Below are 24,590 nucleotides of genomic sequence, written 5' to 3'. Positions count from 1 at the left end.
AAATTGCTGCTTGCAAATCCCCCCAAACCTCACTATCTTGTATGTAAGTTTTAATTAAACACCATATCTTGTGTGTGACATCAGAACAAGACACAAGGCTTTTTCTGCTTTGTGTCTTCAAATAACACTCGTATTTTTTGGATATATGACGTTGTTAGTGCTTATGGATGATCAACTTACAAGGGAACGTATTGTGATTTAATGGCGATCGTAAACGAGACGATTAAAAAAGATCCAAAATTTAAATCACACAAACTATTTTACAATCAAGGCTTTTTTAATGAACAGCAATATGACAGTCACAAAACGCAGTGGCGAACGCGAAACAATCGATTTAGACAAAATTCATCGCGTTATCGAGTGGGCAGCAAAAGGATTGAAAAACGTTTCAGTCTCAGAAGTTGAATTACGTTCTCATCTACAATTCTTTGACGGTATTCCAACTGAAGCAATCCACGAAACCATTATTAAAGCTGCAGCAGATTTAATCTCGCCAGACGCGCCTGATTATCAATTCCTTGCTGCTAGACTTGCTGTTTTCCATTTACGTAAAAAAGCTTTTGGCCAATTTGAGCCACCTAAGCTAGTTGATCAAGTCACTCGCTTGGTTGAACTGGACAAATACGATAAGCATATTTTAGAAGATTACACGTCAGAAGAATTAACCATTTTAGATGGTTATATTGATCACTGGCGTGACATGAATTTCTCTTATGCTGCAGTTAAACAACTAGAAGGCAAATACCTAGTTCAAAACCGCGTCACTAACGAAATTTATGAAAGTGCTCAGTTCCTGTATATTTTAGTGGCAGCTTGTTTATTTGCGCGTTACCCAAAAGACACCCGTTTAGATTACATCAAACGTTTTTATGACGCAGCTTCAACATTTAAGATTTCTTTACCAACCCCAATCATGGCAGGCGTACGTACTCCAACACGCCAATTTAGCTCATGTGTATTAATTGAATGTGACGACAGCCTTGATTCTATCAATGCGACCGCGTCTTCAATTGTGAAATACGTTAGCCAACGTGCAGGTATTGGTATCAATGCCGGTCGTATCCGTGCCTTAGGCAGCCCTATTCGCGGTGGTGAAGCATTTCACACCGGTTGCTTACCATTTTACAAATACTTTCAAACGGCGGTTAAATCGTGCTCTCAAGGCGGCGTACGTGGTGGTGCAGCTACCCTATTTTACCCGTTATGGCATTTAGAAGTTGAATCGTTACTGGTACTTAAAAATAACCGTGGTGTTGAAGATAACCGTGTTCGCCATCTTGATTACGGTGTACAGCTAAACAAATTGATGTACCAACGTTTAATCAAAGGTCAAAACATCAGCCTATTCAGCCCATCTGATGTGCCTGGTTTATACGATGCTTTCTTCGCTGATCAAGACGAATTTGAACGTCTATACCTTCAGTATGAAGCTGACCTAAGCATACGTCGTAAAGAGATTAAAGCAGTTGAATTATTTTCATTGATGATGCAAGAGCGCGCATCAACAGGTCGAATCTACATTCAAAATGTTGACCACTGTAATACACACAGTCCATTTGATCCGCAAGTTGCGCCAATTAAGCAATCTAACCTTTGTTTAGAAATCGCCTTGCCAACTAAGCCGCTAAACAACATTGATGATCCAAATGGTGAAATTGCACTTTGTACTCTTTCTGCATTAAACCTTGGTGCTATTAAAGATTTATCAGAGCTAGAGCCATTAGCAGACTTAGCAGTACGGGCATTAGATAACTTGCTTGATTATCAAGATTACCCAATCATTTCTGCGCAGCTTGGTTCTATGAATCGTCGTACTCTGGGTATAGGCGTGATAAATTTTGCAAATTATCTTGCTAAGAATGGCATGAAATATTCTGATGGCTCAGGTAATAACTTGACCCATAAAACCTTTGAAGCGATTCAATTTTACTTATTGAAAGCATCAAATAATTTAGCAAAAGAGCAAGGCGCATGTCCTTTGTTCAATGAAACAACCTACGCTCAAGGTATTTTACCTATTGATACTTATAAGCGTGATTTAGATAAAATCTGTGACGAGCCACTACACATGGATTGGGAAGGTTTACGTGCCAATATTAAACAACACGGCCTACGTAACTCAACGCTGTCAGCATTAATGCCGTCTGAAACGTCATCACAGATCTCTAATGCAACCAATGGTATTGAACCACCACGTGGCCTGATCAGCGTTAAAGCCAGTAAAGATGGTCAATTAAAGCAAGTGGTACCTGACTTTGATGAACTTAAAGACAAGTATGAATTGCTTTGGAATATGCCAAATAATGATGGTTACTTACAGTTAGTCGGTTTGATGCAGAAGTTTGTGGACCAAGCAATCTCATCAAATACCAATTACGACCCGACACGATTTGATAATCAAAAAGTGCCTATGCAAACCTTACTGAAAGATTTGCTCACCGCTTATAAGCTAGGGGTTAAAACCCTTTATTATCACAACACCCGTGATGGCGCATCGGATCAGTTTGATGACATTACTGTCGTTGAAAAAGAAGACGATGGTTGTGCAAGCGGCGCTTGTAAGATTTAATCACTAATTAGCATATCAACGCGGGGAGTATTCCCCGCTTTTTTGGGATATAAAAATGGCTTACTCTACTTTCTGTCAAACTCCGAACAACCCAATGAATGAACCTATGTTCATGGGACAACCCGTTAACGTTGCACGTTACGATCAACAAAAATATGAAGTGTTCGAAAAGTTAATTGAAAAACAATTATCCTTTTTCTGGCGTCCAGAAGAAGTAGATGTAAGTAAAGATAAAATCGATTATCAAAGTTTACCTGAGCATGAAAAACATATTTTTATCTCAAACCTGAAATACCAAACCTTGCTTGATTCAATTCAAGGCCGTTCACCTAACGTCGCGTTATTGCCATTAGTGTCGTTACCTGAGCTTGAAACTTGGATTGAAACTTGGTCTTTCTCTGAAACTATTCACTCGCGCTCATATACCCATATTATTCGTAATATTGTTAATGATCCGTCAGTGGTTTTTGATGACATCGTCGTCAACCAAGAAATCTTAAAACGGGCCGGTGATATCGCTCAATATTATGATGACTTGATTGAATTAACCCAAGTGATGAACCTGCACGGTCAAGGCACGCACCTCATTAACGGTAAAGAAATAACCGTTAATAGCCGTATTCTTAAAAAATCATTGTATTTGTGCATGATGTCAGTCAACGCATTAGAAGCAATTCGTTTTTACGTTAGCTTTGCATGTTCATTTGCTTTTGCTGAACGTAACTTGATGGAAGGTAATGCAAAAATTATTCGTTTGATTGCCCGTGATGAAGCATTACACCTCAACAGTACTCAGCATATTTTAAATATTATGCAAGGTGGGAAAGACGATCCTGAAATGGGTGAAATTGCGGCTGAATGTGAGCAAGAAGCCTATGACATCTTTTATAAAGCTGCAGAACAAGAAAAGCAGTGGGCACAGTACTTATTTAAAGACGGTTCAATGATTGGCTTAAATGAACAGATTTTATGTCAGTACGTTGAATATATTACTAATCAGCGCATGAAAGCTGTAAATTTAAAACAGCCTTATGCTGAGCAAACTAATCCACTGCCATGGATGAAAAACTGGCTTGAAAGTGATGCGGTACAAGTTGCCCCACAAGAAGTAGAAGTCTCTTCTTACTTAGTAGGACAAATTGATTCAGCCGTTGATAGCGATGAGTTTTTAGATTTTGACCTATAATAGACAGTTTAAAAAAGCCCCCATTGTTAGCTTAAATGGGGAACCGGTGTTGCTGTTTAATCAGCAGCAACACACGCTTTTAGAAGTATTAGAAATAAAAAAAGTCAACGTCTTCTCTGAATGTCGACGTGGCTTTTGTGGTGCCTGTAAAACCAAAATCATTAGTGGTAAGGTGAGCTATATCACTGAGCCACTTGTTGAGTTAGAAGCTGATGAATGCCTGCCATGTTGCTGCGTACCCGATAGCAATATCGACTTAGATCTCACTACAGATGAACCCAGTAATATTTACGTTCAACAGCGTAGACATCTATTAGTGACTGAGTAACATCGCTAATCAACGCTAACTCATGACCTTATTAGTAATAGCATCTTTTACCATCATAATAATTGAATTATATTGTCTCTTTTTTAGCTTCGATAAACATTTTTTCCACCTCTCCAAACATCCAGTTCATTATGTGTCCTGCACCTTTATCCCGTCGTTTCACTAATCCCATCTCAATGGTGAGTGAATCCGATATGTGATAACAGCTTAACTCAATGATCTCACCCGTATACCAATCTGAATGGGCAATATGCTCTGGTACTAAGGCCCAACCTAAACCACGGGCAACGAGAGAAGTAATATAATAATAACTGTCCACGTGCCAACAATTAGCTGATATAGGTTTACCTGTGGTTTCTAAATCACAAATAACAAATTGTTTATACATGTTTAATTGTGAAATATTTGGCACTGGTATTGACGCTAACGGATGATGCGGTGCAACGATTAGAGATTGATGAAAACTATCAATGGTAAAGAACTCTAAACTGTCGCTAAGTTGTTCACCCAAGAACAAAATACCTAAATCAGCCTTTCCCATCTCTACCCACTGGGCAATATCGTCTCGGGTTCCATTTAAGATAGTCAGTTTTAATAATGGAAATTGGTGAGCGGTTTTATCAAAGAAATCTTCGAAAGTAGAAATAGGTACAGCTTCGTCAATGGCGATTGTTAGCGACAATTCATCATCAGTCATTACCGACATTGCTCTCGCGTTTAAACGTTCACATTGTGCGATAACGGCATTGGCTTCAATATACATTTGTTCGCCCTGCTCTGTCAGCACAGGTAAACGCCCAGATCTATCAAATAATTTAAAACCTAAATCAATTTCTAAGTTAGCTATAGCACTGCTTATCCTTGACTGGGCTTTGCCTAAACAACGCGCTGCAGCCGAAAATGATCCTAAATTCACCGCTGTAACAAACGCTTGTAATTGTTCTATCGACCAATTCATATCCATTCTCTTAATTGAATCATTAACAACCTATCCGATTTTCGGATGGTAACTAACTTTAGTCTATCTTATATGGTGCGATAATGATGCTTCATTCTCAACGAGCCTTAAAAAAATGTCGTTAATCGTATCTCAAAAAGTTAACCCTAATAATGTGAAACAACATTATTGGAAATATGCCATTCCATCGATTAGCGCAATGCTAGTCAGTGGCTTATATCAAATCATCGACGGTATCTTTGTTGGCCATTACATTGGTTTCGAGGGGCTTGCTGGGATCAACCTCGCCTGGCCAATTATTAGCGGTATTATTGGTGTTGGCATGATGATAGGCATGGGTGCAGGCAGCTTATTGTCGATCAGCCGTGGCGAGAATGACCCTATAAAATCAAAACGCATTTTAAATAATGCCATCGCCCTGCTCATTGGGTTTAGCATAATGGCTGCGCTGTTCATTCAATTTTTTGCTAAAGACTTATTGTTACTGCAAAAAGCTGAAGGTGAGAACTTATCTATGGCAATGGCCTATATAGACGTTTTTGTTTATGGCGCATTTTTTACAACCGCGGCGACTGCAATACCATTGTTAATTCGTAATGATGAAAACCCGGCTATCGCGACACTACTTATGGTGCTGGGTGCCTGTGTAAATATCATATTGGATTACCTGCTGATAGTCCTTTACCCAATGGGCTTGCATGGTGCAGCGATGGCCACCATGATTTCTCAAGCCTTAGTCCTGATATTGGGCGGCTGTTATTTTATGTCGAGAAAATCAAATACTAAATTACAATTTTCTTTGGATGTCATTAACCTTAATACCATGGGTTCCATAATGGCATTGGGCTTATCCAGTTTATTTATGTTCATGTATTTTAGTTTTATTATTGCCTTACATAACTACTCATTTATGGTTTACGGCTCGGCTGTGCATGTCGCTGCCTTCGCAATTATCGGCTATATCGCCACAATGTTTTATCTCATAGCAGAAGGGATCGCTGGCGGGATGCAGCCACCGGTAAGTTATTATTACGGCAAAAAACAGATAGCCAATATTAAAACAACTGTGATTTTGGCGACAAAAGTTGTTTGTATTTTCGCGCTGTTATTGGTTGTCGTATTAAACCTGTTTCCTAGCAATGTACTGCAGCTGTTCAGTCATGGCGATGGCGCTTTAATGGCTGAAGCCTTAATCGGAATTCGATTACATCTGTTTGCTTTAGTCTTGGACGGCATTATCTTTGTGGCCACAGTATATTTTATGGCTGTCAATCAAGGCCGTAAATCCTTAACTATTTCCATAAGTAATATGCTGATCCAACTGCCATTTTTGCTGCTATTGCCGTTAATACTTGGGGTCAATGGTATTTGGCTGGCTGTGCCACTGTCCAATATAAGCTTATGTCTTTTACTGATGCCTATGGTATTTAATGAACTAAAACGCATTAAAAATATCGACGAAGAACACCAGCCTGTCGCGGTAATACAGCCAAGTCCCCTTACAACAAGTGTGCACGGGTAAGCGCTATACAGATATACAAAAGGACTGCATATGCAGTCCTTTTTAGTTTATTCGATTGTAGGTTGATGACCTAAATCATTAAGCTGTTACCCGTAGGTGTAACTTGCACCAAGGCCTAATGGCAATCCAATTGACCAATAGATCAATAACCAAGCGCTCCAAATAGACAACAATGCCAAGCTAAATGGCAGCATCATTGAAATTAACGTCCCAATGCCTATGCCTTTCACATAGCGTTGACAGTAAACTACCACCAACGGGAAGTATGGCATCAATGGGGTAATGATATTAGAACTTGAATCGCCCACTCGGTAAGCGGCTTGGGATAAGTCTGGGCTAATATTGAGTTGCATCAACATAGGCACCAGTACCGGTCCAATCAGCGCCCATTTAGCTGATGATGAACCCACAAATAGGTTAACAAAACCCACTAAAATTACCATGCCAATTACGGTAACTTCCGCAGGCAAGTTCATGGCTTTTAAGCCACCAGCGCCTTCTACCGCAATTAAAGCACCAAGGTTTGACGCTGAAAATGCAGCGACAAACTGGGCACAGAAAAACGCCATTACAATATAGTGTGCCATGCCGCTCATGGATTTAGACATCGCCTGCACCACATCGGCTGAACTTTTAAAGGTGCCAGTCATAAAGCCATAAACCAAACCAGGCAATACAAAAAAGATAAAGATTAACGGCACAATTGATTGCATTAATGGCGCACTAAAGCTGGTTAACGAACCACTGGCATCGCGCAAGGTTGATGTTTCAGGGATCGTTAATGAGAAAAAGCCCACTATTGCAGCCAACATAACCGCCGATGCCACTCTAAATGCATTTATTTCTTTAGAAGTAACCTCTTCCATTGCTGGTAAATCAACTTCTTCACGCTTTACTTTATGGCTACGATTAAGTCTTGGCTCAAGAATTTTATCGGTTAAATACCAAATTGTTAAGGTAATTGGGATACATGATGAAGCCGCAAAGAACCAATTATTCAGTGGGTTGACTTGAATATCAGGATCGACAATTTGCGCCGCCGACTGAGTAAAGCTTTGTAATAGAGGGTCAATTCCTGAAGGAATAAAGTTGGCACAAAAACCACCTGATACCCCTGCAAACGCAGCGGCAATACCAGCTAAGGGATGACGTCCCACAGTAAAAAATATCACCCCAGCAAGTGGGATAACCACCACATAGCCCGCATCAGTTGCGGTATGAGAAATAATCCCCACTAGCACAACCGCTGGTGTCAAAAACTTCGCGGGGGTTATTTTAAGCATTTGTTTAAGTGCTGTATTAATAAAGCCTGATTGCTCAGCAACACCCACACCTAACATGGCCACAAGTACCACACCTAATGGTGCAAATGCTGTAAAGGTGGTCACCATTGAGGTGAGAAAGTGAGTTAACGCTTCTGCACTCAATAAATTATTCACCACAATTGGACTATCTGTTCTAGGATCAATTGCTTCAAAATTCACACCCGACAATAAAGCTGAGATAGCCCATACTGCGAACATTAAAATTAAGAACAGCATCGCAGGATCAGGTAACTTATTACCTACTCTCTCAATACCATCTAAAGCTCTACTTAAAAAGCCAGGTGCTTTTTCTGTAGATTCACTTGTCATTGTCATTCTATCCCTACCTTCATTGAGTCCATATCCACTTTCACAGCATAAATGCCATCTACATTTATGGCTAGTGGATATAAAACATCTGTATTTTAATTTTTTCTATTTTTAGTTTATTAAACGAACCTTTAAGCAAACTTAAAATAATGAAAAACTAGCTGTAATTCAGCCCGAAATTTATCCAACTAATAATCAATACCCTAGATTAACCTTAATCTTAAATTTCAATGTACGAGTTCAAACTGAATGGCTTAAGAAACAGTCAAAAACAATATATTAACATCAGTAACTTACAACAATAAAAACAACGAATATTGCATTCATTATCATGAAATTCTGCTAACCTCTGAGGTAAATAATTTAATAAAATAAATAATTGAGGGAAAATGAGTCAATCGAAAGACAAATACAGCATTAATAATACTGACTACGAAGTTGGACAAGATAATATTCAAAAGTGGGGCTTTGATGTCCACAATCCAGTTTTTGGTATCAGTGCAGGTTTAATTGGGCTTTTTTTAATCGCTTTGCTATCCGTAGAACCCAGTACTGCCAAAACCGCTCTCGATGGAATCAAATGGAAGATCATTAATCACTTCGATGTGATTTTTATGTGGTCAGCAAATTTTTTCTTAATATTCTGTGTTGTCTTAATTATTTCCCCCTTTAGAAAAATTCGCCTTGGCGGTCATGATGCCGTACCTGAATACTCCTTAGTTTCTTGGATGTCGATGTTATTTGCTGCGGGTATGGGCATTGGCTTGATGTTTTGGGGTTTAGCTGAACCTGCAGCTCATTATACAGGTTGGTTTGAAACACCTGGCGGCGTTGAGCCATACACTGATGCAGCCATTAAAGCTTCATTGGGCGCTACCATGTTTCATTGGGGCCTACATCCTTGGGCCATCTATGCTGTCGTTGCACTTTCTATGGCGTTTTTTACCTTTAATAAAGGGCTTCCGCTATCTATGCGTTCAGCCTTTTACCCCATTTTAGGTGACAGAACATGGGGCTGGTTTGGACATGTTATCGATATACTCGCCGTGCTTGCCACTTTGTTTGGTTTAGCGACCTCACTGGGCTTAGGAGCACAACAGGCAGCAAGTGGGATCAGCCATGTATTTGGTATTGAAAATGGGCTCTCTACCCAGCTATTCATTGTCGCATTTGTGACATCACTTGCTATTATTTCTGTTATTCGTGGTATGCATGGTGGTGTTAAAGTACTCAGTAATATCAACCTATTAGCAGCGTTTATTTTGTTGCTGTTTCTCATCCTAGTCACATTTTCTATTACTCTGACATATTTACCTATTACTATCATGGGCTATATAGAAAATATCATTCCATTAAGTAACCCACATGGTCGTGAAGATGAAGCTTGGATGCACGGTTGGACGGTATTTTATTGGGCTTGGTGGATCTCTTGGTCACCATGTGTAGGTATGTTTATCGCTCGTATTTCCCGCGGCAGAACAGTTAAAGAGTTTTTGCTTGGGGTGTTGCTGATCCCGACTATTATTACTATTTTTTGGATGGCAACATTTGGCGGCAATGCAATTGAGCAAATCGCGAATAAAGTAGGCCAATTAGGAGCAAATGGGCTTACAGATATAAGCTTGGCGCTATTTCAAGCCTATGATGTGTTGCCATTAAGTTCAATTCTTTCAGTCCTGTCAATTTTATTGATTATGGTTTTCTTTATCACCTCTTCTGATTCTGCTTCATTGGTGATAGATAGTATTACTTCTGGCGGCAAAATTGACGCGCCAGTGCCACAGCGTATCTTTTGGGCAACAACTGAAGGTGCTATTGCTGCAGTATTATTATGGGTCGGTGGCACAGAGGCAATTGAAGCGCTTCAAGCAGGGGCGATTTCAACAGGTTTACCCTTCACAGTGATATTATTAACCATGTGTATAAGCTTAATTATGGGCTTAAAATCCGAATTAAAATTCAAGGCGGCGGATTACGCTAAGTAGCGACTCATTAAACCATAATGGCTTGTTTTATCGTCAATTAATGTCACAAAAAAATCAGCACCTGATGCAATATGGGTGCTGATTTTTTATTGGTTCAAGTTGCGATATCAATTTGAGGATCAATTCCTAATATCCTATAAGGATACCTGGTCATTAGTTATTGAATGCTTTTACTTTCTAGACCTTCTGCTATGGGTAAGGTGTGTTCATCTTTAACGATATAACTAGTACGAAACCGCAAGAAAGGTTTTTCTATAAATCTGTAACTCATATAACCAGCTGGTACCATCATCAAAAAGCATAAAGCCGAAAACAGTAAGGCGTAGTAGATATTCGATAAATCAATAATATTAAGACTAATGACATTTGCCATGCTAAAAACCACAAAAAAGTGCAATAAATATATTGAATAGGAGTAAGTGCCAATTTTGGCAACAAACAGTGAGACTTTTCCTGTCGAATGCTTAAACGAATTATCATACCAGGCAATAAGCATTGCATAGGCTAAGCCTTCAATGGCTGGCAGGTATGCCCACAATAAACTGGGTGATGGATATGATGGGTACATATAAAATCCACCCAATGAGTCAAAATAGTGATAAAAAACCAGAAATAACCCCAAACAGCTAAAGATTAATAAATGCTTACCTGCAATCTTATGTCTAAATTGATATACAAGGATCCCCAATAAGAACTGATCGATACGACCTATAATCGTCCAATAGGACAAAGTTTGGATTTCACCTATATCTTGATGAAGCAGTACACGTATGACAACTGCGGCCAACAGCACAAATATTAGCGAGTATTGCCACTTACTTGAAAAAAACAATAAAGCAGGAAGAATAAGATAAAAATGAAACTCTGCCGTTATCGACCAGCCCCCATTGGGTAATGATGGTTTGATAATACCGGAAACAATTTTATTGAGGTAATAAAATAAATCCTCACCGGCAAAGTAGCGCTTAACACCGGCAATGATAATGACAACGAACAATTACGGGGCTAAACGTAAAAAGCGATTCCATATAAATGAGGTATAAATTATATTTTTACCGTCAAGTAACTTTGCAAACAGATAACCACTTAGCGCCATAAACAGAGCAACTCCAGTATGACCTTCTGTTAATATAGACAAAGGAAATATCGGCGGTGCGGCTTCATGACCATTATTGACATGGATAAAATGCCATGTGAATACTAAGAATGCAGCGACAGCCCTTATATGGTCAAGCCCTAAGAAATACTTACCTGATGATGACTTCAAATGTCCCCCTCGTATGCATAACTTTTAATTTCATCAGCGCTAAATCAGCACAATGAAAATGATGGTTCTGTCACAACGGAGCGGGAATTACGCTACTCTGTCCGTGAGTTACATTCCTTGCTTTAAAGGTTTATTCGAAAAATAGCTCTCACAGTTAAGTCTCTCTTCTGGCTAAATCGTGTTAAATAAACAGCTAATAGTTCAAACTAACATAAGGTTAGATATTCATCTATACATCCCTTAGGTTTCAGTATTTTGACTGACCCACCTATAGTAGCGTGAATATCTCTAGCCCTGAACCCTCAATCCTCAATCCTCAATCCTCAATCCTGACAAGTAACAAGTAACAAGTAACAAGTAACAAGTAACAAGTAACAAGTAACAAGTAACAAGCTATAGCGTTACAGAACATATTAAAGCGACAAATAATCATCCACTTTACAGTGCAATAATATGCCAGCTAATGTTTAAATTATTAGCGTATCAATCTATTGGTTGGCTACACCTTTGAAACAAGCATAACCAATGTCGCCGATACTGTTTTAATTGAGGATTGAGGATTGAGGATTAAGAGTTAAGGCTTAATCTTGCTAACAAGGCTAAATGATCATTGTTTCTACCTTGATGGCTGTTCAATAAACACCCCTTTACTACTTGCTCGAGTAATAAAAAACTTCATTAATACATCACCTATATTAAATATTCCGTGTATGTCCCAAGGCGCTAGATACTGCAGCTCGATCATCATCTTGATTAAATTGGTGATTTAAGCCTATCTACTGCCTTCATTTAACTATTTGTCGTCATTGGGCTATTTGTCATCATTTAACTATTTGTCGTCACTAAAGATAATCTCGAGTTTAATACGCTCGACTGTATTTAATTCAGGCGCCCCTCCCTGCATACCCGAGCCAGAAGCAATCCATAGCTAGCCATTTGCTGCAATGATCCCGCTGCCGTGTCTTCCTTGAATTAAAGACGGCTTTTTAAGCCATTGTTGGGATTGGCTATCAAATAAGTGAACTTCTTCATGGGCTGTATTGGGAGCGGCACTTTCTCCCCCAACAACAATTAATTTATTATGAGCTGCGAATATTGCCATCCCCGCTCTTGGGATGGGTAATGGGTTTACTGCAATGTGCCATTGATTAGTTTCAATATTAAATACATCAAGTTTGCCTTCAACTAACTCAAAAACTTGATTACGTTTACCAAATGTTCTGCGACCGCCTGCAACATCAATATGATTATTTATTAGCGCAGCCTGAGCATGAGCACAGCATGCGGAGCATCATTAAGCACAGTCCAGCTATCAGTAATAAAGTCATAACGATCGACCCAGTTAACATTGCCATCTAAATGACCATTGGTAATTCCGCCAATTAAATAAAGGTCGTCGTTTTTAACAATGGCAACGGCGCTGTCTCTTAACCTTGCTGGTGGAATAGCAGGACCTTGTTCCCATTTATTTTCATTTGGGTAAAAATAATAAATATGTTCAACTGGTTGTTCTGGGGGATAATCGCCAGTTAACGTACCTGCAATGACAATTTTGTTTTGCCAAACCGTTGGCTGAAAGTGGTGCAGTTCTATTGGCGATGCTTTAAGAGGCCGCCAAGTTAATACATTGAGGTCAAATTCATCAACCGCTTTTAAGCCTCTGCCAGCCAAACATTGCCACCTAAGATAATGTTTGGTTGATCTTTTTGATGATTCTATAAATAGAGTTTGTCTGTCGTTATGTACATCGGTCCAATTTTGTTTGAGCACCATATCAAATAATCAACTGGCCAATGGTTATCTACATAATCAATTCATTGGTTAACTTGCTTAAAATATCAAAATAACTAGCGACTTACTTAGCAGAACTACAATGTGTCACCTATGCTTTAGATAATCTGAATATAAATCTGTAGGTTGTACATGACTGTGAGAAAAAGCATACCCAAGGTTGCCGATACTGTTTTAGTTAATGGTCATTACATAGTTGAGCAACGATCTTATGTTGAGCGCCGCAAAAACAAATCGGCTATGGTTCGTTATGACCGCAGAAAACAGCGAGACCCACGTTTAGCGCAATTTAAATCTATTGACGAGGTGGTGTGACTTCAATAGCCGATAGGTCAACATAATCATTCCAACAACCATCCTCTAAAGACCAAATACCATGTCACCAAATCAAATTATCATTGTCATAATCCTATTCGTTACTATGGCGCTTTTTTTATGGGGCCGCTGGCGTCATGACTTAGTCGCTATGTCAGCCTTGCTTGTTTGTGTATTCACAGGTCTTGTCCCAAGCAGTGAAGCTTTTACAAGTTTCAGTCACCCAGCTGTCATCACTGTGGCCGGTGTGCTGGTATTAGGCTATGGCCTGCAACGCTCTGGCGCCGTCGATATATTGGCAAAATACTTATTACCCGCGTCAGCGGGGCCAACCTTGAGCATACTGGCGCTGATCAGTTTGGCAGCCTTACTATCAGGGTTTATGAATAATGTAGGCGCCCTAGCATTACTAATGCCTATTGCGATTCAAATGGCAGCTAAATATGACTTACCAGCAGGGAAAGTGTTAATACCACTGGCATTTGGTTCAATTTTAGGCGGGATGACAACTTTAATTGGTACGCCAACAAATATCGTCGTCTCTGGATTTCGTGAATCCAGCGGCTTAGGTAGTTTTACCATGTTTGACTTTTCGCCAGTAGGTGTTTGTATTGCTCTGGCTGGGAACGTGTTTGTCGGTTTATTTGGCTGGCGTATCGTTCCCAGTCGCAAACAATCTTCATCTGGCAGTTTTGATACCGGTAATTACTTCTGTGAAGTTAATATTGTGGCTGGCAGTATTGCTGAAAACATGAGCCTGCGAGAAGTAGATAAATTGCTTGATGAGGCTGATGCTCAAATTATTAGCATGATCCGTCGCGAGGTACACCTCACGGCCCCAAATCCAAATAGAGTGTTACAAACTGGTGATATCCTGATCATAGAAGTCGAGCCAGAATCTATCCCTAAAGCACTTTCTAGCCTAGGTCTAGAACTTGAACCAGAAAGCTCTATTACAGAAGAAGCGCAAACTGAAGCAGTGGTTGAAACTAAACTGCAAAAAAAAGCTGACGACACAACACCAGAATCTGCGGAGGATGATGATAATGACTCAAGTAAGCCTGGAGAAATTATCATGCAGGAGCTAGTCGTAATGCCTGGCACCGCGATAGTGAATCGCTCGGTATCGGATATTGAATTACGTAACCGCTATGGTATCAATTTACTTGCTATCTCTCGCCAAGGCCACCGCTCAGTAAAACGTTTACGATCTACCCCGATAAAAGCCGGTGACGTATTATTACTTCAAGGTGATCCTGAATCTGTATCAGGTTTTGCATCTCAGTACGGCTGCTTACCCTTGGCGGCGCGTGATATTCGTGTTCCCAAGAAAGGACAAGCACTCACCGCGTCACTGATCATGATAATCACCCTTGTTACTGTAGCGTTCGGAATACTGCCAGCGGCGATAGCTTTTGTAGCAGGCGCCCTTGCCTTTACTTTATTCGGCTTAGTACCAATCCGATCTATTTATACTTCAATTGACTGGCCTGTAATTGTGCTACTTGCGGCTTTACTGCCCGTTGCTAATGCTATGTACACCACTGGCACCGCAGATTTAATTGCCCAGTTTTTACTGGATAATATTGCTCAGAGCCATGCCATTGGCGCATTAGTATTGGTGTTAATTGTGACCATGTTTTTATCTGATCTTATGAATAATGTCGCCACCGCAGCAGTCATGTGCCCTATTGGGATCAGTACCGCTGCCCAACTTGGGGTTAACCCTGATACATTCTTAATGGCCATAGCGATTGGGGCATCATGTGCGTTTTTAACGCCCATAGGTCATCAAAACAATACCCTGATCCTCGGCCCCGGTGGGTTTCGCTTTGGGGATTATTGGCGACTGGGTTTGTTACTTGAACTTATTGTGGTGTCTGTGAGTGTACCGATGTTGCTTTGGGTGTGGCCATTTTAATCATCAAGCCTAGAGCCTTTCAAAGCTAAATAAAAAAGCGCGATGAAATTTCATCGCGCTTAGTATCACCAATGGTGAGCTGTAATAATCAGTGGTAATGTTTCGTCTTTTATTTTACCAAGGTAAAACTTGACCATTTGAATGCCTAAAGACGCCGGACTGACTCATATCAAGTTGTGCAATTAAACCTACTATACGCGCAGCTGATTCGGTTGCTGAAATATCCCCGCCATAATTAACCATGTCGGTTTGTACATAACCAGGATGGTAAATTCCTACTGCTATCTCTTTAGAAGCTAAGTCATGACTTAATGACATTGATGCTGCATTTAAAGCAGCCTTTGACATGCGATAACCATAACGGCCACCGGAAGTATTATCTTCGATAGAGCCCATTCTTGAGGTAATCATGGCAACTTTACCGCCAACATTAAGTTGTGATTGCAGCGCGGCAACAATACGCAGCGGCGCGAGTGCGTTAACTTCAAATTGTTGGCGGATGGTATCGATATTCAAATGAGCTAGCTGCTCATCACGTAAAATACCTGCATTACATACAAGTACATCTATCACAACACCTGCAAGTGACGTTTTCATATTATGAATACCTTCATCGGTAGCCACATCGATTTGCGTTATCACATTGATACCCAAATCATCGAGTTCATCTGACGTATGACGGCATAAACCAAAGACTTTATCACCTTGCTGCTTAAATAGTTTCGCGAGTGCTAAACCAATACCTCGGTTTGCACCGGTAATAACAACGTTTTTTGACATAGGAGAATCCTTAAATGCTGAGCTCCGCATGGAGAAATAGACTCCATACGTAATCCTAGTATTGATATTTAACACAGATATTGAATGTTATCAGTAAACAAAAAAACCTAGCAAATTGCTAGGTTTTTAATTGATACAAACCTTAGGCTTAAATCGCCATGGCCAGTTCAGCGCCTTGTCTAATAGCTCGTTTAGCATCTAATTCAGCAGCAACATCGACACCACCAATTAAATGAACAGGCAAGCCTGTTGCCTTCATTTCATCGACTAAAGTGCGGTTAGATTCTTGGCCTGCACATAACACTACGTTATCGACATCGAGAATTTCTGATTGTTCACCGACTTTAATATGTAAACCTTGGTGGTCAAATTTTTCATAACTAACACCGGTTTTCATATTTACTTGATGTTGCTTTAATACGCTACGATGGATCCAGCCGGTAGTTTTACCTAAGCCTTTACCCATTTTAGTGGTTTTACGTTGCAGTAAATACACATCACGACTCGGGTTATGATCAGCTTCTTCAGTTAAACCGCCAGCATGCTCATAGGTTTTATCGATACCCCATTGCTTTAGCCATTTATCAGGCTGCAAGGTTGATGACTCTTTCTCACACAAGAAGTGCGCCATATCAAAACCAATACCGCCAGCACCGATTAACGCGACTTTATCGCCAATCTCAACTTCACCACTTAACACTTTTTGATAATCAACCACTTTAGGACTGTCAAAACCGGGTAAGGATAGGCCTCGAGGAATAACACCTGATGCAATAATCACTTCATCAAACTTTTCAGTAGCTAATACCGCTGCATCTAAACGAGTGTTTAGACGTAAGTCAACATTGTGTAGCTCCATCTGATTTTTGAAATAACGAATGGTTTCGTTAAACTCTTCTTTGCCAGGAATTTTGCGTGCTAAGTTAAATTGACCACCAACTTCATTTTTAGCTTCAAACAATACCACTTCATGACCGCGAGAGGCAGCATAAACAGAAAACGCCATCCCTGCAGGGCCAGCGCCCATAACCGCTAAGCGTTTTTTGCCCGTAGTTGGTGTGAAATTAATCTCAGTTTCATAACATGCACGCGGGTTAACTAAACAAGTGGCACGTTTCATCGAGAAGGTATGATCTAAACAGGCTTGGTTACAACCGATGCAAGTATTGATTAATTCACTTTGATCCGCAGCCGCTTTATTAACAAACTCAGCATCAGCTAAGAAAGGTCGCGCCATTGACACCATGTCAGCCTGGCCCGATGCGATAATTGATTCACCAATTTCTGGGGTATTAATACGGTTAGTAGCAATTAATGGTACGTTTACTTCAGCTTTAAGTTTCTCGGTTACCCATGAAAATGCACCACGGGGGACACTGGTCGCAATAGTAGGCACACGCGCCTCATGCCAACCAATACCGGTGTTAATAATACTAACACCAGCACTTTCAAGCCATTTAGCCAGTTGCACCACTTCATCCCAACTTGAGCCGTTGTCGACTAAATCAAGCATAGAAAGTCTGAAGATAATAATGAAATCAGTTCCTACTTTGGCACGTATCGCATTGACAATTTCTACAGGGAATTTGGCACGTTGAGCAAAGTCACCACCCCACTCATCATCGCGTTTATTGGTACGTGAACTAATGAACTGGTTGATTAAATACCCTTCAGAACCCATGACTTCCACGCCGTCATAGCCGGCTTTTTTAGCCAGAGAGGCACTTGAGGCATAGTCTTTAATGGTATTGCGCACCTGTCTTGCAGACATTTCTGAAGGCGTAAAAGGGGTAATGGGTGATTTTATTTTGCTTGGTGCTAAAGAAAACGGATGATAGCTATATCGGCCAGCATGCAATATTTGCATACAGATTTTACCATCAGCATCATGTACTGCATCGGTGACAATTTTATGTTTACTCACTTGCCAAGGAAAACTCAATTGGCAAGCATGAGGCGCTAAGCGACCTCTGAAATTTGGCGCAATACCACCTGTGACGATTAAGCCACAGCCACCTTCGGCACGCTCTTTGTAAAATGCAGCTAGTTTCTCAAATCCGCCCTTTTCTTCTTCTAAGCCCGTGTGCATTGAGCCCATCAATACTCGATTTTTAAGTTGAGTAAAGCCTAAATCTAAGGGTTCTAATAAATGTGGAAAAGACATTCAAACATCCTTTTTAAACAAGTGATTTAAACCAGCATACAACGACATAATCATAAGCTCAATCATTTAGCGTTGCTATTGTTAAAAAACGTTACAATTCAATTTCCCCAAATCACTCAAGATCAGTTAGCATTGCAGCATTAGAATGTTAAAGGAGTGGCTAATGTCCGCTAAACCCTCATTAATTAAGAGATTCTTGGGATTTATTTGGAAAACCATTAACGGTATTCGTAAATTAATCCTCAATATCATTTTCTTCGGCATCATTGCCATGATCATTGTGGCTATGACATCTGAAGAAGAAATCACCATTGAAGATCAATCTGCCTTAGTCTTAAACCTGTCTGGCAGCATTGTGGAGCAAAAACGTCATGTTGATCCGATTGAAGCGATATTTAAACAAAGTAACACTGATGATCCTGAAGCAGAAATACTTTTAGCTGACATTCTTTACGTCATTGAAAATGCCACTCATGACAAACGTATTAATAGCATCGTATTGAAAATGGGCAATTTACGTAGTGGTGGGATCAGTAAAATGACCGCCATTGGTGATGCCTTAAACAAGTTTAAAGAAGCGGGTAAAACCGTGGTTGCTATTGGCAATTCATACGAGCAAAATCAATACTTCCTCGCAAGTTATGCGAATACCATTTATCTCAACCATAAAGGTGCTGTGTCACTTGAAGGCCTTAGCAGCTACCGTATGTTCTTTAAAACCGCGCTTGAGAAAATGAACATCAGCACCCATGTATTTAGAGTCGGCACCTTTAAATCAGCGGTCGAACCCTTTATCCGTGATGATATGTCAGCGCCGGCTAAAGAAGCCAGCAATGCCCTGCTTACTGACTTATGGCAAAACTTTGAAACAACCATTGCCACTAACCGTCAAATTACGACTGAAAATATCGTATTAAGCCCGCAAAGCTATCTAGCAGAACTTGATAGTGTTAACGGTGACTCTGCTCAATTAGCGCTAAAAATGAATTGGGTCGATGAATTAGTCTCCGATGAGGCATTTAGACTCGCCATGCTTAAAACTGTCGGACAAGAAGCTGATGGCGATTCATACAAGCAAATATCTTTTGCTAAATATTTTCATTTAGTTCAGCCAATTCCTTCTCTAATAGAGCAAGAATCTGTCGGCATTGTGGTTGCCAAGGGGAATATCCTCAATGGTAAACAACAAGCTGGGCAAATTGGTGGCGAAAGCACTTCAGCACTATTAAAGAAAGCCCGCTTTGATGACAAAGTTAAAGCAGTGGTGCTACGTGTTGACAGCCCTGGTGGTAGTGCATTTGCTTCTGAAAAGATCAGACAAGAAGTCATTGCACTAAAACAGGCTGGTAAACCTGTGGTGGTCAGTATGGGTAGCCTAGCGGCATCTGGCGGTTATTGGATTTCAGCAAGTGCTGACTATATTTATGCCACTCCAACTACCCTTACCGGTTCTATCGGGATCTTTGGCATGTTTGCCACCTTTGAAAAAGCCTTGTCCAATTGGGGCATAAACTCAGATGGTGTTTCGACCTCTGATTGGGCTGGCATTTCGGCGAGCCGTGAGTTAAACCCCAATATTTCTGCTGTTATACAACGTCATATTGAGCATGGCTATCATGAGTTTATTTCGTTAGTCGCCAACGAGCGTGATATGACGTTAGAGCAAGTAGACCGCATTGCCCAAGGTCGTGTTTGGTCAGGTACCCGCGCTGTTGAACTTGGATTGGTTGACGAGCTTGGCGATATGGATAGCGCCATTACTAAAGCGGCTGAAATGGCTGAAATGGTAAAGTTTGATACTAAAGTCATCGAGCAAGAGCTCACAACTGAGCAAATCTTCATGCAAAAAATGCTCGCATCTGCTGCAACATATTTACCTGTAGCAACCACACAATCACCTATGGTTGAACAATTTATGGGTCAATGGCGCACTGTGGTTGAACAAATGACTCAGTTTGATGATCCCAATGGCCTATACATGTATTGCGAACTCTGCGATTACTAAGCTATTGCGATTGTTTAATCTTGTTAGGCATGAAGTCAGAATAAGATCAAATTGAATTATCTTCAAAAAAGCCCGTTAATCGGGCTTTTTTATTGGGTTTTATTCAGCTCAAGCCGTATAATTTGCAGATTATATAATTTAAGTGGTTGAGAGTTCATTACAATGACAAAACGCTCCATATACGTTGCCTATACTGGCGGTACGATTGGTATGCGCAAAACCGACGATGGCTTTGCACCTGTGGCAGGATTTTTAACTGATTGTGTAAAGTCCATGCCGGAGTTTTACCATGAAGAAATGCCAACCTTTGTCATTAATGAATATTCACCATTGATTGATTCTTCAAACATGGCACCACCTGATTGGCAGCGCATTGCCAATGACATCAAAGCCAATTACCATAACTATGACGGTTTTGTGATCTTGCATGGCACTGACACCATGGCATACACGGCTTCTGCCTTGTCATTCATGTTACAAGGGCTATCCAAGCCTGTTATCGTAACCGGCTCGCAAATCCCGTTAGCTCAGCTGCGATCAGATGGGCAAACTAACCTGCTTAATTCACTGTATATTGCGGCGAATTATCCCGTCGCTGAAGTGTGTTTGTTCTTTAACAATAAGTTGTTTAGGGGCAATCGCTCAACCAAAGCCCATGCTGATGGTTTTGATGCTTTCGCGTCACCTAACTTTCCTATTTTGTTAGAAGCTGGGATTAAAATTAATTTACGTGCAGGTAAGATCACCGAGCCCACCACTAAGCCCTTAGAGGTGATTAATATCAGCCCGCAACCTGTAGGCGTAATAACCTTATACCCAGGTATATCTACTGAGATTTTTAACAACATCTTAATGCAGCCAGTTAAAGCATTAATCTTACTGACTTTTGGTGTTGGCAATGCGCCTCAAGATAAAGCCTTATTAGATACCCTTAAACAAGCTGATGAACGTGGCATTGTGATTGTTAATCTAACCCAGTGTTTTCAAGGGAAAGTCAACATGGGGGGTTATGCGACCGGTAATGCATTAGCCAAAGCTGGAGTGATCAGCGGCTCAGATATGACTATTGAAGCAGCATTGGCTAAATTACATTATTTGCTATCAAAAAATTTAACCTCAAATGAAGTCAAAATTGCAATGCAGCAAGACTTGCTAGGTGAGCTAACTGAGTAAAAGCTTGAATACAAGCATTTAACTACTTTAGACAATAAAAAGCCGCATCTGAGATGCGGCTTTTTGCTGAAATAAATTCACAAAAGCTAACTAAAAATCAGTTTATAGTTCTGGCTCTTTAAATTCTGCGATAGCTTCACCGCGAAATTGTTTTTTTAACTGTGATTTAGACAGCTCGTTTATCTCGCCACCAGCAGCAATAGTAAAGTGATCAGTTTGAGTTAACTTACGCGCTTGATACAACATCACAACTTGTAAGGTTGACTCTTTTTGCTCGCTAGATAGCGCAGTACCATCTTCCCATTTACCGGTTTCTGCCGCTGCGCGTAAACGCTGATAAACCTCATCAGGCATTTCATCTATGACTTTATTGATATCATTCATACACTTTTCCGCTTATGTATTAGACTTCTGACTCGAGTAATAATGTAGCCTACAAAGCCAAAAGCAAAACAACTACCTGCAATATATGCATCCGTTCCTGTGGCAACTTCACCGCCCCAAAAACCATATACAGCACCTGCAATAAATAGCGTTAGAAACAACATCATTTGATTCATCAATTTATTAGACTTCTGAATGTGTGAAATTGTTCTTTTTGAATCACTATCGCCATCAGCAGAAGCCTTACAGTATTGGCACTGTTTTGCTTTGCTCGAAATTCGCTTTTGACACACAGGACATTCGATTAACGCCATAAAACTGCCTATTCTGTTAAATTATCAACCACGGCCAACATCGCAACTAATGATGCTTCACCTAAATATTCACAGCGCGCCGGTGACCAACCAACCACAGGATCGGCTAAGTTGTCATTATCTTTAAATGGCATTTCTAAGGTATTAGCTAAACATTTAAATGTGTTGCCGACCCAGTTAGAACCTACAGTCAAATTCGCTTTACCGGGTTCATCTTTGTCGTAACCAAACTCTGTTTGAAAATCTGCACTGGCCATACTCAGCGCAGCTAAGAATTGCTGTTGTAATCCAGCCATATGCTCAGTGTAATTTGGCGCCCCTTCACAACCTGCGACAAACACATAAGGCAGACCTTCATCACCGTGGACATCGTAAAACAAATCAACCCCAGTCTCTTTCATTTTATTGGTCACATAAAAGACTTCTGGGCTTTTCTCTAAACTTGGGCTTTGCCATTCGCGGTTAAGGTTCACGCCCGCAGCGTTAGTACGTAAATGACCGCGGACACTGCCGTCTGGATTCATATTAGGCACGATATAGAAATTAGCTTTATCCAATAACAGTTTCGAGGTTGGACAATCACTGTCTAGTAATTGGTTTAGCAGGCCTTCAATTAACCATTCAGCCATGGTCTCGCCGGGATGCTGCCTTGCGGTAATCCAAATGTTTTTCTTTGAAGGATCGTTATCGCCAATAGTGAGCAGGCTCATATCACGACCATCAAGGGTTAAACCTAAATTTTCTAATTTAACCGATGGGTGAAGTTGTACTGAGCTGATCAGATCTAGGTGACGTTCGTAACTGTAAGGCGCAAAGTAAGCAATTTGAATGGCATCGCAATCTAAATCAACTTGGATTGATAATTTACCATCTTGATATGTTGTCGGTAATCGGAACCAATGCTGGCGATCGTAACTGGCAACGGCTTGATAATTTTCCCAACCTTTCGGGTAAGAAGCACTGCCTGCGTTAACGATATTCAATGTGTAAGTTTGACCAATTTGACCTTCCATACGGAAGTTAAACCATTGGTAAAACTCTCCACCTTCATCAGGTCTAATGGCGAGTTGAATGTCATCGTGCTTGTCTAAACTAATGGTCTCAATGTTGCCGCCATCAAAATTCGCGCTAATACGCATAGGACTTCCTTTATGTAAGGTTATAATCGACGTTATCCCTGCATCTTATCAAAAGCCGTTACGCAATAAAATCAAATCCACAGCATCTGCTCTACATCTGTTCAATTGTGCTCTACATCTTTTCAATATGGTGGCTTAATTTTCTGCAGATGAGGGTTATCGATACCTATACAATAAAAAGCCCATGTTGGATCACATAAGCTACCTGTTAACGGACACGTTAAATGAGGTTAGCTAAATAATGGACTAAAGCAATAGCCCTTACCTCTAACCGTATTGATGAGTTCTCTTGGTAGACTTTCTTTGGCCATTTTTCTACGGGTATTACTAATGTGCATATCAAGGTTACGGTCAAACTCGCCTAACTCTTTATGCAATACCCGCATTTGCAATTCTGATTTTGTGACAATTTCCCCTTTACGCTGGTACAAATATTTGAACAAACGATACTCTGTTTGAGTAAGATTTAATTGCTGCCCATTAAATGTTACCGCGTTAATGTCATCATCAAACTCCACATTGGCGCTTTGTTCAATATGTTGTTTTTCGGTAGTTTGCTTTATTTGTCCACTGGTTAACTGTGATTCGATAACAGCAAAATCAATATTGGCAATATGAGTCATTGAATCGTGAGTTTGCTTTGTTGTGCGTCGATTAAGCACATTCACACGCAGTAAAAGTTCTTTCACATTAATAGGCTCAGGTAAATAATCATCAGCGCCCAGTTCAAATGCAGCAATACGTTCATCGACACTGGCATTGTTGGTAATAACAATCACGGGTGTTTGACAATGCTTACCCATGAGTAACCAAAAAGCATCCATTTGCGGTACTGAAGAGTCCAGTAAAATCACTTCAAACTGATTACTTTCCATTGCAACTAAGGCATTAAAGCCGTTATCAACAATGGTAATAACATAGCCTAAAAGTTGTAATTGCTGACATAAGGGCAAGCTTTTTTTTAGCTGCTGGTCAATGAGGAGGATCTTTTTCATGACGACTTAATCTAAATGATAACTATTACTACTTAGATTAGCACTGTCATGATCAAAATACTACATGTGGAGTGTAAAGCTTCTGCACGGTTGTTGAATCTGGGTCACAAAAATTGAAAAAGACCTGATAATTCAGGCCTTTTTTAGGTATTACTAATGC

The 24,590-nt window shown here is 40.3% G+C and carries 19 protein-coding genes and 1 pseudogene; 9 read left to right on the top strand and 11 right to left on the bottom strand.

Going from position 1 to position 24,590, the window contains the following annotated elements:
• Window positions 1-280: 280 nt before the first annotated feature.
• The 3 genes from nrdA to yfaE are packed head-to-tail and all read left to right on the top strand — an operon-like array spanning window position 281 to window position 4,083.
• Window positions 281-2,569, top strand: coding sequence for a class 1a ribonucleoside-diphosphate reductase subunit alpha (gene nrdA / locus BM739_RS01305; RefSeq protein WP_076536485.1), 2,289 nt, complete (start codon window positions 281-283; stop codon window positions 2,567-2,569).
• Between the two features lie 55 nt (window positions 2,570-2,624).
• On the top strand, window positions 2,625-3,755 hold the full coding sequence (gene nrdB / locus BM739_RS01300; protein ID WP_076536483.1) for a class Ia ribonucleoside-diphosphate reductase subunit beta: 1,131 nt from the start codon (window positions 2,625-2,627) through the stop codon (window positions 3,753-3,755).
• Window positions 3,745-4,083, top strand: coding sequence for a class I ribonucleotide reductase maintenance protein YfaE (gene yfaE, locus BM739_RS01295; RefSeq protein ID WP_083698030.1), 339 nt, complete (start codon window positions 3,745-3,747; stop codon window positions 4,081-4,083). Before nrdB ends, yfaE begins: the two co-directional genes overlap by 11 nt.
• Before the next feature lie 67 nt (window positions 4,084-4,150).
• Here yfaE and BM739_RS01290 read toward each other — a convergent pair whose 3' ends face one another.
• Window positions 4,151-5,041, bottom strand: a complete 891-nt coding sequence (locus tag BM739_RS01290; protein ID WP_076536479.1) for a LysR family transcriptional regulator — start codon at window positions 5,039-5,041, stop codon at window positions 4,151-4,153.
• Window positions 5,042-5,156: 115 nt separating this feature from the next.
• On the opposite strand from BM739_RS01290, the gene BM739_RS01285 reads away from it, so the two are divergent.
• Window positions 5,157-6,563 carry an MATE family efflux transporter gene (locus BM739_RS01285; RefSeq protein WP_076536477.1) on the top strand — a complete coding sequence of 469 codons (1,407 nt, stop codon included), beginning with the start codon at window positions 5,157-5,159 and terminating at the stop codon, window positions 6,561-6,563.
• 86 nt (window positions 6,564-6,649) lie between these two features.
• Here BM739_RS01285 and BM739_RS01280 read toward each other — a convergent pair whose 3' ends face one another.
• On the bottom strand, window positions 6,650-8,197 hold the full coding sequence (locus BM739_RS01280; RefSeq protein WP_175609479.1) for an AbgT family transporter: 1,548 nt from the start codon (window positions 8,195-8,197) through the stop codon (window positions 6,650-6,652).
• A 389-nt stretch (window positions 8,198-8,586) separates the two neighbouring features.
• Here BM739_RS01280 and BM739_RS01275 point away from each other — a divergent pair, with 389 nt between their 5' ends.
• Entirely contained in the window at window positions 8,587-10,182 is a 1,596-nt protein-coding gene (locus tag BM739_RS01275; RefSeq protein ID WP_076536473.1) for a BCCT family transporter, read from the top strand.
• 157 nt (window positions 10,183-10,339) lie between these two features.
• Here the strand turns inward: BM739_RS01275 and BM739_RS01270 are convergent.
• From BM739_RS01270 to BM739_RS01260, 3 genes and pseudogenes are all read right to left on the bottom strand, one after another.
• Window positions 10,340-11,449, bottom strand: a pseudogene (locus tag BM739_RS01270) (acyltransferase family protein).
• A 928-nt stretch (window positions 11,450-12,377) separates the two neighbouring features.
• Window positions 12,378-12,551 carry a kelch repeat-containing protein gene (locus BM739_RS20075; protein ID WP_076536471.1) on the bottom strand — a complete coding sequence of 58 codons (174 nt, stop codon included), beginning with the start codon at window positions 12,549-12,551 and terminating at the stop codon, window positions 12,378-12,380.
• Window positions 12,552-12,703: 152 nt separating this feature from the next.
• Window positions 12,704-13,120, bottom strand: coding sequence for a kelch repeat-containing protein (locus BM739_RS01260; protein WP_076536469.1), 417 nt, complete (start codon window positions 13,118-13,120; stop codon window positions 12,704-12,706).
• Between the two features lie 252 nt (window positions 13,121-13,372).
• Between BM739_RS01260 and BM739_RS01255 the strand changes: the two genes are divergently transcribed.
• A complete protein-coding gene (locus BM739_RS01255; RefSeq protein ID WP_076536467.1) occupies window positions 13,373-13,555 on the top strand; it encodes a hypothetical protein in 183 nt (60 codons plus the stop codon).
• Between the two features lie 61 nt (window positions 13,556-13,616).
• Complete coding sequence (locus BM739_RS01250; protein ID WP_076536465.1) at window positions 13,617-15,476, top strand: SLC13 family permease; 1,860 nt, start codon at window positions 13,617-13,619, stop codon at window positions 15,474-15,476.
• A gap of 114 nt (window positions 15,477-15,590) precedes the next feature.
• On the opposite strand, the gene BM739_RS01245 is transcribed toward BM739_RS01250, so the two are convergent.
• Together BM739_RS01245 and BM739_RS01240 are read right to left on the bottom strand one after the other, a co-directional pair.
• Entirely contained in the window at window positions 15,591-16,256 is a 666-nt protein-coding gene (locus tag BM739_RS01245) for an SDR family oxidoreductase (RefSeq protein ID WP_076536463.1), read from the bottom strand.
• Between the two features lie 148 nt (window positions 16,257-16,404).
• Window positions 16,405-18,420 (bottom strand): FAD-dependent oxidoreductase, encoded by a 2,016-nt coding sequence (locus tag BM739_RS01240; protein ID WP_076536461.1) that lies wholly within the window; start codon window positions 18,418-18,420, stop codon window positions 16,405-16,407.
• Window positions 18,421-18,583: 163 nt separating this feature from the next.
• Between BM739_RS01240 and sppA the strand changes: the two genes are divergently transcribed.
• Both sppA and ansA read left to right on the top strand, forming a co-directional pair.
• On the top strand, window positions 18,584-20,425 hold the full coding sequence (gene sppA, locus BM739_RS01235; RefSeq protein WP_076536459.1) for a signal peptide peptidase SppA: 1,842 nt from the start codon (window positions 18,584-18,586) through the stop codon (window positions 20,423-20,425).
• Window positions 20,426-20,587: 162 nt separating this feature from the next.
• Window positions 20,588-21,598 (top strand): asparaginase, encoded by a 1,011-nt coding sequence (gene ansA, locus BM739_RS01230; RefSeq protein ID WP_076536457.1) that lies wholly within the window; start codon window positions 20,588-20,590, stop codon window positions 21,596-21,598.
• A gap of 102 nt (window positions 21,599-21,700) precedes the next feature.
• Here ansA and BM739_RS01225 read toward each other — a convergent pair whose 3' ends face one another.
• From BM739_RS01225 to BM739_RS01210, 4 genes are all read right to left on the bottom strand, one after another.
• A complete protein-coding gene (locus BM739_RS01225) occupies window positions 21,701-21,982 on the bottom strand; it encodes a YeaC family protein (protein ID WP_076536455.1) in 282 nt (93 codons plus the stop codon).
• Window positions 21,979-22,296: a zinc ribbon domain-containing protein gene (locus BM739_RS01220; protein WP_076536453.1), complete on the bottom strand. Its 318-nt coding sequence runs from the start codon at window positions 22,294-22,296 to the stop codon at window positions 21,979-21,981. The genes BM739_RS01225 and BM739_RS01220 overlap by 4 nt, the downstream gene beginning before the upstream one ends.
• A gap of 8 nt (window positions 22,297-22,304) precedes the next feature.
• Window positions 22,305-23,435, bottom strand: a complete 1,131-nt coding sequence (locus BM739_RS01215) for a M14-type cytosolic carboxypeptidase (protein WP_076536451.1) — start codon at window positions 23,433-23,435, stop codon at window positions 22,305-22,307.
• A 230-nt stretch (window positions 23,436-23,665) separates the two neighbouring features.
• On the bottom strand, window positions 23,666-24,430 hold the full coding sequence (locus BM739_RS01210) for a response regulator transcription factor (protein WP_076536449.1): 765 nt from the start codon (window positions 24,428-24,430) through the stop codon (window positions 23,666-23,668).
• Window positions 24,431-24,590 lie beyond the last annotated feature (160 nt).

Source organism: Shewanella sp. UCD-KL21, from assembly GCF_001957135.1.
In the GTDB taxonomy this organism is placed as follows: domain Bacteria; phylum Pseudomonadota; class Gammaproteobacteria; order Enterobacterales; family Shewanellaceae; genus Shewanella.
Note: the sequence above shows the minus strand (reverse complement) of the source record. Positions and strands in the feature narration are given on the sequence as shown.